We start from the raw sequence: 11494 nt of genomic DNA on the forward strand, positions 1-11494 counted from the left end.
CCCTTGCATACTAACGTACGTGTTCCTCAAGGGTCTTGAGGGTGCATTTCCAACGTCTGCCCATAAGTCTCTTTCAGCCGGTGAAGACTCTTTCTGTGATGGACGAAAACATTGTACTTCTCCCTCGCAACGATTTTCCTTATATTTGTTTAATGCGGTTTAATACCGTTTCTTTACCTAGTAGCTCAATACTTTGCGGAAGTTCTGGACCATGAGTTTGTCCTGTGACAGCCACACGAATTGGCATGAATAGTTTCTTGCCTTTATGCCCTGTTTCTTTTTGTACCGCTTTAATGGCAGCCTTGATTTCATCAGGTGTGAAAGACTCAAGACGTTCTAGCTGACCTGCAAAAGAGTCCATGACTTCTGGTACTTGCTCTTCTGCTAGAACTTCTCTCGCCTCTTGATTATACTCAATTTGCTCCTTAAAGAACCACTCTGTTAACTCAACAATTTCTGCTCCGTAGCTCAATTGTTCGTGATATAGAGAAATGAGTTTGCGTACCCACGTGTTTTCTTCTTCCGTCAGCTGTTCGCTTACCTTGCCAGCCTTTTGAAGATGTGGAAGTGTTAATGCAACGACTTGATCAAGATCAAGTGCTTTCACGTATTGGTTATTCACCCATTTTAGTTTATGCATATCGAATAGAGCTGGTGACTTAGAAAGTCGGTTTACATCGAAAATATCGATGAATTGCTCTTTTGTAAATAGTTCTTCTTCGCCAACTGGAGACCATCCAAGTAATGCAATGAAGTTAAACAGGGCTTCTGGTAAATAGCCCAGGTTCTTATATTGCTCAATGAATTGAATAATCGATTCATCTCGCTTACTTAATTTCTTACGGTTCTCGTTCACAATCAACGTCATATGTCCGAACAGCGGAACATCCCAGCCAAATGCATTGAAGACCATGATTTGTTTAGGTGTATTCGAAATGTGGTCCTCTCCGCGAAGAATGTGAGTCATTTTCATCAAATGATCATCCACTGCTACAGCGAAGTTATAAGTTGGTGTACCATCTTTCTTCACAATGACAAAGTCACCGATGCCGTCTGTTTCAAACGAAATATCACCTTTGACCATGTCGTCAAATTTGATGATTTCTCCCTTTGGTACACGGAAGCGAATACTTGGCTCTCTTCCTTCAGCAATGAGCTTGTCCTCTTCTTCTTTTGATAAATTACTGCATTTACCAGAATATCGAGGCATTTCACTGCGGGCGATTTGTGCTTCTCGTTCTTCTTCTAATTCTTCAGCCGTACAATAGCACTTATAAGCCAAGTCCTTTTCTAGCAGCTCGTCATAATATTTTTTGTAAATATCATTACGCTCTGATTGTCTGTAAGGACCGTAGCCGCCATCTTTATCAATACTCTCGTCCCAATCAATGCCGAGCCACTGCAAATGACGAAGCTGGCTTTCTTCTCCGCCTTCTACATTACGCTTTTGATCCGTATCTTCGATTCGAATAATAAATTTGCCGCCTTGGCTGCGTGCGAACAAATAGTTGAAAAGAGCCGTTCTAGCATTCCCAATATGTAAATGACCAGTTGGACTCGGTGCATAACGAACACGCACTTCATTTCCCATGAGTTTAACTTCCTTTCATCTGCATCATGTTGTCTGACACCATTTTTTTATAAACGTATTTTATCATCAAATACCATTCTCATCAAAATGGATTTTACTTTTTCTGAAGAAGCACTGTCGCCTGAGAAGCAATTCCTTCGCCTCTACCTGTAAATCCGAGTTTCTCTGTCGTTGTTGCTTTGACATTTACCTGTGTGACATCTGCCTCAAGCGCTTCTGCGATTTTCTCGCACATCGGTTGAATGTAAGGTGCCATTTTTGGCTTTTGCGCCATGATGGTGCAGTCAATATTCACAAGTGTATAGCCTTTTTCTTTCACAAGTGCCCACACATGCTGAAGTAATTGAAAAGAATCTGCATCCTTAAATTCGGGATCAGTGTCTGGGAAATGTCTGCCGATATCTCCTTCACCAATCGCACCTAGACAGGCATCTGCCACCGTGTGAAGCAGTACGTCAGCATCTGAATGCCCAAGCAGGCCCTTTTCATAGGGAATGGTAACCCCGCCGATAATAAGAGGTCTTCCCTCTGTTAATTGATGTACATCAAAGCCTTGTCCTATTCTCAACATGATCTAGTACCCTCTTTCCGCATCCATAATTGCCTTGGCAACCAGTAAATCATCTGGTGTTGTCAGTTTAATATTGGTATAGTCTCCCTGGACAATATAAACACTCTCACCATGTAATTGTTCCACAAGGCTGGCGTCGTCTGTTCCAAGGAAGCCTGTCCGCTCCGCATATTCATGCGCCTCTTTTAAAATAGAATGACGAAAAGCTTGTGGGGTCTGGACTGCCCACAAGCTCTGACGTTCAATGGTTTGCTCCACTTTGCCTGCTTGAACGCGTTTGATTGTGTCTTTCACTGGTACCGCTACGACTGCGGAGCCTTTTTCAATCGCCGCTTTAACGAGCAAGTCAATCTGTGTATGCTTAATAAAAGGCCTTGCTCCATCATGAACAAGCACGATGTCCGCATCTTTTACAGCCTTCAATCCTTCATATACACTTTGCTGACGTTCTTCACCGCCAGTGACAAGTGAAACAGGCGTTTGAAAAGCGTGTACCTTTAGTAGCCTTTCAAAGTCACGACGCTCCTCTTCATTGATCGCTAAGATCATGCGTTTGCATTGTGAATGGGCGTCAAACACCTTTAGTGTGTGAATGATAACCGGCATTCTTTTCAATTCAATAAAAAGCTTATTGCGGCCGGCCTTCATTCGTTTCCCCTGCCCCGCAGCCGGAATAACTACTTCATAATACATGTTCGTTCTCCCTTTAGAGCGCCTTCTCCAGAAGTTTTGGCTTTGCAAAAATCATTCTTCCGGCAGCAGTCTGCAGCACACTTGTGACAAGCACATCAATGTCTTTTCCAATGTAGTTGCGTCCTTCTTCGACCACTATCATCGTACCGTCATCTAAGTAGGCAACACCTTGGTTATGCTCTTTCCCATCTTTAATGACCTGTACCTTCATTTCTTCCCCAGGCAGTACAACAGGTTTGACCGCATTGGCTAGATCATTGATGTTTAACACTGCTACTTTTTGAAGTTCGCATACTTTATTTAAATTAAAATCATTTGTCACAACAACACCTGAAGTTAATTTAGCGAGCTTCACAAGCTTGCTATCAACCTCTTGAATGTCTTCGAAGTCACCTTCGTAAATTTCAACTTTGATGTCCAATTCTCTTTGGATACGATTTAAAATATCAAGACCTCTTCGGCCTCTATTTCTCTTTAATACATCAGAAGAGTCTGCAATATGCTGTAATTCCTCCAGAACAAATTGAGGAATGACCATAATTCCTTCTAAAAATCCAGTTTGACAAATATCTGCGATTCTTCCATCAATGATAACACTTGTGTCTAAAATTTTCAGCTTTTTATCTTCTATTTCAGGTTCATCATCAGCTGCACCTTTTTTCTTGCTGACCTTTGCAGATCGAGAGAACAGCCCCATCATTTCATCCTTCTTCTTAAACCCTACCTGAAATCCAAGGTATCCTAAAAAGAAAGCCAGAAAAATCGGAATAATGGTACCAAAAATATGATATGGGATATTGTTTAGCGGGATCACGTTTACAATAAGATATGCTAGAATAAGTCCAAATACTAAACCGAAACTTCCAGATATAAGATCAGGAAGAGGCGCCTTTAATAGAGAATCCTCGATCCATTTCACCCAATTAACAACATAGCCTGTGCACCATTGGCCGATGATAAAGAACACAGCGGCTCCTATTAGTGCTGAAGAGTAAGCATTTGTTATGAGAGGTATGTCCTTTACATTTAACAGCAGAAATAACTCTGGAATGATAAAAATCCCCACAACTGCACCAAAAATGATAAAAAACGCCTGAACGATTCTTTTTAACATACCTTCACCTCCTTTATTTTTCATCTGTCAATCCACCTTCATCTAACATTGATATATGTTTAAGTTTTCTATCATGATCAATAGAAAACAAAAAGCATCATTAATATACCCATATTCATCCATTTTTAACCGTAATTGAGGAAAATTTCTCTACTACAGCTGACGGTCAATATAATGTTTTTCTTGTAACCTTTTTAATCCTTTTTTTATCTTTTTCGCCCTTACTTCTCCAATTCCTTCTACTTCATCCAATTCTTGTACATCCGCTTCCATAATTCGATCTAACACACCAAACGCTTCGACCACATTTTCGACAATAGGCATTGGCAGTCTAGGGATTTTGTGAAGTAATCTGAACCCTCTTGTGTACACATAATCGTCAACATTTGTAGAAGCTGGATATCCAAGTAACTTGTACAGAATGGAATCATCTAAAAGCTCAAAGCTAGACATATCTTGGAGTTGTTTAAGCAAAGTATATGGATCTTTAATCTTTTCTTTCACGTAATCTTTAATAAATAAAGCCGCTTCCTGCTCCATATCTGTAATCAGTTCATTGACTTGAAGACGGATCAAGTGTCCTTCTGTTCCGAGCTCTTTGATATACATATTAATTTCATTTTTGATTCTAAGCACCATTTCGTAGCGATGCAGCACGGATAGTACATCACCAAAGGTGACAAGCTCTTCAAATTCTAGGGCGCTTAACGCTGAAATGGCGTGATCTAAAATGGTTTTATATTTCTCTAGTGTTTGAATGGCTTGATTGGCCTTTGTTAAAATAAAGCCGATATCTTTCAACGTGTAACGACGATTTCCTTGGTATAAAGTAATGACGTTTCTCCGTTCAGAAATAGCAATGATTAAGCAGCCTGTCTGCTTGGCTACACGTTCAGCCGTTCGGTGTCTCATGCCTGTTTCTGATGAATGAATCGTTGCATCTGGCATCAGCTGTGTATTCGCATACAAGATTTTTTGACCAGAATCGCTTAAAATAATGGCCCCATCCATCTTAGCCAATTCATATAAGTGTGCTGGGGAGAAGGCAGAATTAATGTGAAATCCTCCATCCACCACACTTTTTACTTTGTCGTTATAACCAACAACAATGAGCCCGCCAGTATTGGCTCTCAGGACATTTTCAATCCCTACCCGCAAAGGTGTCCCTGGTGCCACAAACTGTACGATATCTAAGAGATCAACTTCTCTCGCTCCTTTTTTCTCTTTTTCCATTTCTATGATCCCCCTAGTGAAATACGAAGTGCCTCCGCTACATTTTCTACACCGACTAGCTCAATCCCTCTCGGCTTTTTCCATCCATCTATATTCGCCTGAGGAATAAACATTCGCTTAAATCCTAGTTTAGCAGCTTCCTGCACACGCTGTTCAATTCTTGATACTCTTCTGACTTCTCCCGTCAGACCAACTTCTCCTATAAAGCAATCCGCTGGTTGCGGCGCTGCGTCTTTAAAGCTTGATGCAATACTGACGGCAATGGCCAAGTCAATCGCTGGTTCGTCAAGCTTCACACCGCCTGCGACCTTTAAATACGCATCTTGGTTTTGCAGCAGCAGCCCTACACGTTTTTCTAAAACGGCCATTAGCAATGACACACGATTATGATCAAGACCTGTAGCCATTCTACGTGGATTCCCAAAGCTTGTCGGCGAAATTAATGCTTGTATCTCCACAAGAACGGGTCTTGTTCCTTCCATTGAGGCAACAACACACGAACCAGATACACCTGCTGACCGCTCTTCTAAAAAAATTTCTGATGGGTTTAATACTTCCGTGAGTCCTTCTTCTCTCATTTCAAAAATCCCTAATTCATTCGTTGAACCAAATCGGTTTTTCACTGCTCGTAAGATACGAAACGTATGATGCCGCTCCCCTTCAAAATAAAGAACCGTGTCCACCATATGCTCTAAAAGACGTGGACCTGCGATCGAGCCTTCTTTGGTCACGTGACCAACGATAAAAATCGGAATACCATTCGTCTTGGCAATCTTCATCAGCTGCGCTGTGCATTCTCTTACCTGAGAAACAGATCCAGGAGCTGACGTTATATCGCTTTGATAAACGGTTTGAATCGAATCCACCACAACAAAAGCGGGTTTCATCTCTTGTATAGAAGACGTTATATACTCCATATCGGTTTCAGCCAAAACATGTAAAGAGGTGCTATCAATGCCGAGGCGATCCGCTCTTAGCTTCGTTTGTTTAATGGACTCCTCACCAGATATGTATAACACATTCTGATTTTGGTCTGAGAGCTGTGCTGATACTTGTAGTAATAATGTGGACTTCCCAATCCCAGGGTCTCCGCCAATGAGAACGAGAGAGCCTTTGACAATTCCACTTCCTAATACTCGGTTAAATTCTTCTAAATTCGTTTTAATTCGGGGTTCTTCGGATGTTTCAATTGCAGAAATAGGTGAAGGTTTTTGAATGGTTTGAACAGAATGATTAAAAGCACTTCGACGGTTTGCCGGCTCTTTGCGAACGACCTCTTCTGTCATACTGTTCCACGTGCCGCAGCCAGGACATTTCCCCATCCATTTGGCTGACTCATAACCGCACGATTGGCATATAAATTTTGATTTTGTCTTAGCCATAGATTGAAGAATACAACTCCTTATACTGATCAGAAAATAAGTAAAGGGAGGCATACATCTGACTGGTATGCCTCACACTTTTTTCTTACTATATTAGTTCGTAGCAGCCGTTGCTTTTACGACAATTTCTCCATCTTCCACATCTAATACGATATGTTGACCCTTTTCAATATTACCTCTCAGCAATTCCTCAGAAAGTCGATCCTCAACGTGCTTTTGAATCGCTCTTCTTAACGGACGAGCACCATACTCAAGGTCTACGCCTTCGTCGGCAATCTTCGCTTTTGCTGCTTCTGTCAGTTCAATTGACAGGTCTTGCTCTTTTAACCGTTTTGTTAATTGATCAGACATGAGAGACACAATCTCTTTTAGATGTTTCTTTTCAAGCGAGTGGAAGACAATGATTTCATCAATACGGTTGATGAATTCCGGTCTAAACGCACGTTTCAACTCACCCATTACTTTGCCTTTCATATCTTTGTAATTTTGACCTTCATCCTGCACGTTAAAGCCAACATATTTATTGCGCTTCAGTTCACTAGCTCCAACGTTTGAAGTCATAATCAAAATAGTATTTCTAAAGTCAACTGTACGTCCTTTAGAATCAGTAAGACGGCCATCTTCTAACACTTGCAGTAAGATATTAAACACATCAGGATGCGCCTTTTCAATCTCATCTAAAAGCACAACAGAATAAGGTTTTCTTCTCACTTTTTCCGTCAGCTGGCCACCTTCATCATAGCCAACATAGCCTGGAGGTGATCCCACAAGTCTTGATGTAGAATGTTTCTCCATGTATTCAGACATATCAATACGGATCATCGCTTCTTCATCACCGAAAATAGACTCGGCCAGTGCTCTCGCAAGCTCAGTCTTACCCACCCCTGTTGGACCTAAGAAGATAAAGGAGCCAATTGGACGTTTCGGGTCTTTTAGACCAGCGCGCGCACGTCTCACGGCTTTCGCTACAGCGACAACCGCTTCATCCTGACCAATCACGCGAGAATGTAGCAATTGTTCCATATTCAGAAGCTTATCTGTTTCGGTTTGAGCAATTTTCGAAACAGGCACTCCCGTCCAGCTAGAGACAACCATTGCGATATCATCTACAGATACCTCAGAATTCTCTTGTCCCTGCTTTTCTTTCCACGATTTCTTTGTGACTTCTACTTTTTCACGCAAGCGCTGCTCTGTGTCACGAAGGGAAGCTGCTTTTTCAAATTCTTGACTTTGAACAGCCGCATCCTTTTCCTTACGTACTTCATCCAGCTTTTGCTCTAGTTCCTTTAGGTTAGGCGGTGTCGTGAATGAACGTAAGCGTACCTTCGAACCTGCCTCATCAATTAGATCAATCGCCTTATCTGGAAGGAAACGATCAGAGATATAACGGTCAGACAGCTTCACTGCCGCCTCAATCGCTTCATCTGTAATGGACACACGGTGATGTGCTTCATAACGATCTCTAAGACCTCTCAAGATTTGAATACTTTCATCAACGGACGGCTGATCCACTTGAATTGGTTGGAAACGACGTTCAAGTGCTGCATCCTTCTCGATATATTTACGGTACTCATCTAACGTTGTAGCCCCGATACATTGAAGCTCACCACGTGCCAGGGATGGTTTCAGAATATTAGACGCATCAATCGCACCCTCTGCTCCACCTGCACCAATCAGTGTATGAAGCTCATCAATGAAGAGAATGATATTTCCAGCCTGACGAATTTCGTCCATGACTTTTTTCAAACGATCCTCGAATTCACCACGATATTTCGTTCCCGCTACAACGGTTCCCATATCAAGTGTCATCACTCGTTTATCACGCAGGATTTCAGGCACTTCGTTATGAATAATTTGCTGTGCAAGACCTTCTGCGATCGCGGTTTTACCAACACCAGGCTCACCAATCAGAACAGGGTTATTCTTTGTTCTTCTGCTTAGTACCTCAATGACACGCTGAATTTCTTTACTTCGGCCAATGACAGGGTCCAAGCTGTCCTCTTTCGCAATAGCCGTTAAGTCTCTTGCCAAGCTATCTAATGTTGGTGTATTTGCATTGCTATTCGATCCTGCCGCTGATGCACCAGTTTCATTGCTGCCAAGCAGCTGCAACACTTGCTGACGTGCTTTATTTAAGCTCACTCCGAGGTTATTTAAGACACGGGCAGCTACACCCTCACCCTCACGAATAAGACCTAAAAGAATATGTTCTGTCCCTACATAGGAATGACCTAGCTTTCTTGCTTCATCCATAGAAAGCTCCGTGACCTTCTTCGCTCTAGGCGTATAATGAGGAATAGCTTGAGACACCTCTTGCCCTCTTCCAATCAAGCTTTCGACTTCTTTTTGGATTTTATCTGAAACAAGGCCCAGTGCTTCTAACGCTTTTGCGGCGATACCCTCACCTTCACGTACAAGACCAAGTAAAATGTGTTCTGTTCCAATGTTCTTATGGCCTAGGCGAATGGCTTCTTCTTGTGCAAGTGCTAATACCTTTTGAGCTCTTTCAGTGAATCTTCCAAACATCATATCGTTTCATCCTCCTGTCCATTCCTATGCATTTCTAAGCGCAGCCTTTCTCTAATAATCGCTGCTCGTTTTATATCTCGTTCATTTGGCTCCAAGGCTCCTCCTGAATATTGTTGAAGGAAGCCAGGCTGTGTCAAAATCATGAGTTCATTCAGTATATTACTTGAAAGCCCCTTAATGATACCTAAATCAATTCCAAGCCGCACATCAGACAGACACTTTGCCGTTTCTTTTGATTCAATCATACGACAATTGGCCAATATCCCTAAGGAACGGTACACTCTGTCCTCAAGTTCAATTTTAGATGTTTGATATAAGGCTTTTCGTGCAGATCGCTCTTGTTCAATAAGCTGAGCGGTCACACTATTCAAATCATCCACAATATCTTCTTCTGATTGACCAAGTGTCATTTGATTTGAGATTTGAAAGATGTTTCCTATTGCTTCGCTACCCTCACCATAAATTCCTCTGACGACAAGACCTAATTGATTAATTGCAGGAATAATCCGATTCATTTGTCTTGTGAGAGCTAATGCTGGTAAGTGCATCATGACCGAAGCCCTTATACCTGTACCTACATTGGTCGGACAGCTTGTTAAGTATCCTCGCTTTTCAGAAAACGCATAATCTACTTGCTCTTCAATCCAGTCGTCTACCTGATTAGCCACTTTAAGTGCATTGGCCAGCTGAAAACCTGGGAACAGGCATTGGATACGAATATGGTCTTCTTCATTTAGCATGACACTGATTTCCTCGTTTTCAGAAAGCAAGCAGCCGCCAAATCTTGATTCTGCCAAGTTGGGGCTAATCAAATGCTTTTCAACAAGTACTCTCTTTGCTAAAGGCTGTGTTTCATTCATTCGAATCAGAACAAAGTTTCCAACGTCCTTCGCTTCCTGGCTTGCAAACTTCTGCTCGAATTGCTGGAGAACAGCTTCAGCCTCCTCTTCAGAAAACTGAGTTGGGAAACGAACATGCTCTAGATTGCGTGCTAGCCGAATACGACTGCTTAGAACAATGTCACTTTCTGGTCCTTTTTGTTTCATCCATTGACTTAAAGCGTCTTGAATAAAATGCTGGAGCGACATGTCGTTAATCTCCCTCCCTCTGCTGAGATTGCTCATGCTCTAATGCACGAATTTGATCTCGAACTTCCGCTGCTTTTTCGAACTCTTCCTGTTCAATCAACTGCTTCAGTTCCTGCTGCATCAACTCAAGTTTCCGGCGTACATGCAGACTGCCGGCAATCCGTTTAGGAACTTTTCCATAATGGGCTGTATTTCCACTATGGACTTTCCGCAAAACAGGATTCAGGTACTGATCAAATGTACGGTAACATTCTGCACAGCCAAAACGGCCTGTTTTTCTGAACTGCTGAAAGGTTAAGCCACATTTAGGACATTGATCCACTTCTCTCGCTTCTTGAAAAATAGATGACCCTTTGTTAGCACTTGTGGTAAAGCTAGGATCGATATTCAGTAAGCCTGATAATAAGTTGTGAATCGAGAAACCTTGGTTTCCACTCATAGCATATGAATCACTGTTTTCTTTTGCACATTGTTCACATATGTGCATTTCTTGTTTTTCTCCATTTATAACTTTTGTAAAGTGAAAAGTGGCTGGTCTCTCATTGCATTCTTGACAAATCAATCTTTTCACCCGCTTTACTTTAATTTCAAAGCATTTAACATCGCTTTCATCATCCGAGCCCGCAGTTCATCTCGTTCAGGTAAATCAATGTGCAAAACAGAACGGTCCATGACACTGATCATCATCTTAGCTTCTCTTTCGGATAGAATGTTGTTTTCTACAAGACGCATGATGATATGATCAGATGCAGCCTGTGATAAACGATGATAGATTTGGGAAATAATGTGGTTCAATAAGTCGACTTCATCATTCATTTTGACTTTAATGATGCGGATATAGCCACCGCCACCACGCTTACTTTCAACGATATAGCCTCTTTCGCTCGTAAAGCGTGTATTGATAACATAATTAATTTGTGAAGGTACGCATTGAAACTTATCTGCAATCTCATTGCGCTTAATTTCTAATATTTCTCGACCATTCTGATCCAAGACTTCCTTCAAATACTGCTCGATGATATCAGAAATATTTTGTGCCACTCCGCCTCCTCCTCCATTGACTTTGACTATATTTGACTTTAATCTTACTATAAATTTTTTCGATCGATTTTTCAAGATAATCGCTCAACTAACAATATTATTTCCACATTTATATGGTGTCAAACCTCTCAAAAACACAAAAAAGACCAGTTCCGTCTGGAACTGATCCTTAGAAAAGCTTGGCGGCGTCCTACTCTCACAGGGGGAAACCCCCAACTACCATCGGCGCTGAAGAGCTTAACTTCCGTGTTC

General features: G+C 41.7%; 10 protein-coding genes, 1 rRNA gene and 1 other annotated feature (1 of these 12 running past the window's edge). All 11 genes read right to left on the reverse strand.

The annotated features are described in order from the left end of the window. Positions 1 to 139 (reverse strand) — a binding site (T-box leader) (it extends 93 nt beyond the left edge of the window). Further along, positions 140 to 1591 carry a glutamate--tRNA ligase gene (gltX, locus tag R0K30_RS14955; protein WP_410611476.1) on the reverse strand — a complete coding sequence of 484 codons (1452 nt, stop codon included), beginning with the start codon at positions 1589 to 1591 and terminating at the stop codon, positions 140 to 142. Between the two features lie 94 nt (positions 1592 to 1685). Next, positions 1686 to 2162, reverse strand: a complete 477-nt coding sequence (gene ispF / locus R0K30_RS14960) for a 2-C-methyl-D-erythritol 2,4-cyclodiphosphate synthase (RefSeq protein ID WP_249705075.1) — start codon at positions 2160 to 2162, stop codon at positions 1686 to 1688. 3 nt (positions 2163 to 2165) lie between these two features. After that, the gene (gene ispD, locus R0K30_RS14965; protein ID WP_099728201.1) at positions 2166 to 2855 is read right to left on the reverse strand and encodes a 2-C-methyl-D-erythritol 4-phosphate cytidylyltransferase; all 690 of its coding nucleotides are present in this window, start codon (positions 2853 to 2855) and stop codon (positions 2166 to 2168) included. A gap of 13 nt (positions 2856 to 2868) precedes the next feature. Further along, entirely contained in the window at positions 2869 to 3969 is a 1101-nt protein-coding gene (locus R0K30_RS14970) for a PIN/TRAM domain-containing protein (protein ID WP_099728206.1), read from the reverse strand. 153 nt (positions 3970 to 4122) lie between these two features. Then, positions 4123 to 5202 (reverse strand): DNA integrity scanning diadenylate cyclase DisA, encoded by a 1080-nt coding sequence (disA, locus tag R0K30_RS14975; protein ID WP_099728202.1) that lies wholly within the window; start codon positions 5200 to 5202, stop codon positions 4123 to 4125. Positions 5203 to 5204: 2 nt separating this feature from the next. Next, positions 5205 to 6584: a DNA repair protein RadA gene (gene radA / locus R0K30_RS14980; protein ID WP_105928548.1), complete on the reverse strand. Its 1380-nt coding sequence runs from the start codon at positions 6582 to 6584 to the stop codon at positions 5205 to 5207. Between the two features lie 93 nt (positions 6585 to 6677). Next, complete coding sequence (gene clpC, locus R0K30_RS14985) at positions 6678 to 9113, reverse strand: ATP-dependent protease ATP-binding subunit ClpC (RefSeq protein ID WP_034323269.1); 2436 nt, start codon at positions 9111 to 9113, stop codon at positions 6678 to 6680. Continuing rightward, entirely contained in the window at positions 9110 to 10201 is a 1092-nt protein-coding gene (gene mcsB / locus R0K30_RS14990) for a protein-arginine kinase McsB (protein WP_230031664.1), read from the reverse strand. Before mcsB ends, clpC begins: the two co-directional genes overlap by 4 nt. A 4-nt stretch (positions 10202 to 10205) precedes the next feature. Next, positions 10206 to 10763 (reverse strand): protein-arginine kinase activator protein McsA, encoded by a 558-nt coding sequence (gene mcsA, locus R0K30_RS14995; protein WP_180275544.1) that lies wholly within the window; start codon positions 10761 to 10763, stop codon positions 10206 to 10208. Between the two features lie 14 nt (positions 10764 to 10777). Then, complete coding sequence (locus tag R0K30_RS15000; RefSeq protein WP_034323278.1) at positions 10778 to 11242, reverse strand: CtsR family transcriptional regulator; 465 nt, start codon at positions 11240 to 11242, stop codon at positions 10778 to 10780. Positions 11243 to 11419: 177 nt separating this feature from the next. Then, positions 11420 to 11494, reverse strand: a 5S ribosomal RNA gene (gene rrf, locus R0K30_RS24065); the annotation flags it as partial.

Source organism: Bacillus sp. SIMBA_154, assembly GCF_046536015.1.
Classification (GTDB): domain Bacteria; phylum Bacillota; class Bacilli; order Bacillales; family Bacillaceae; genus Bacillus; species Bacillus pumilus_P.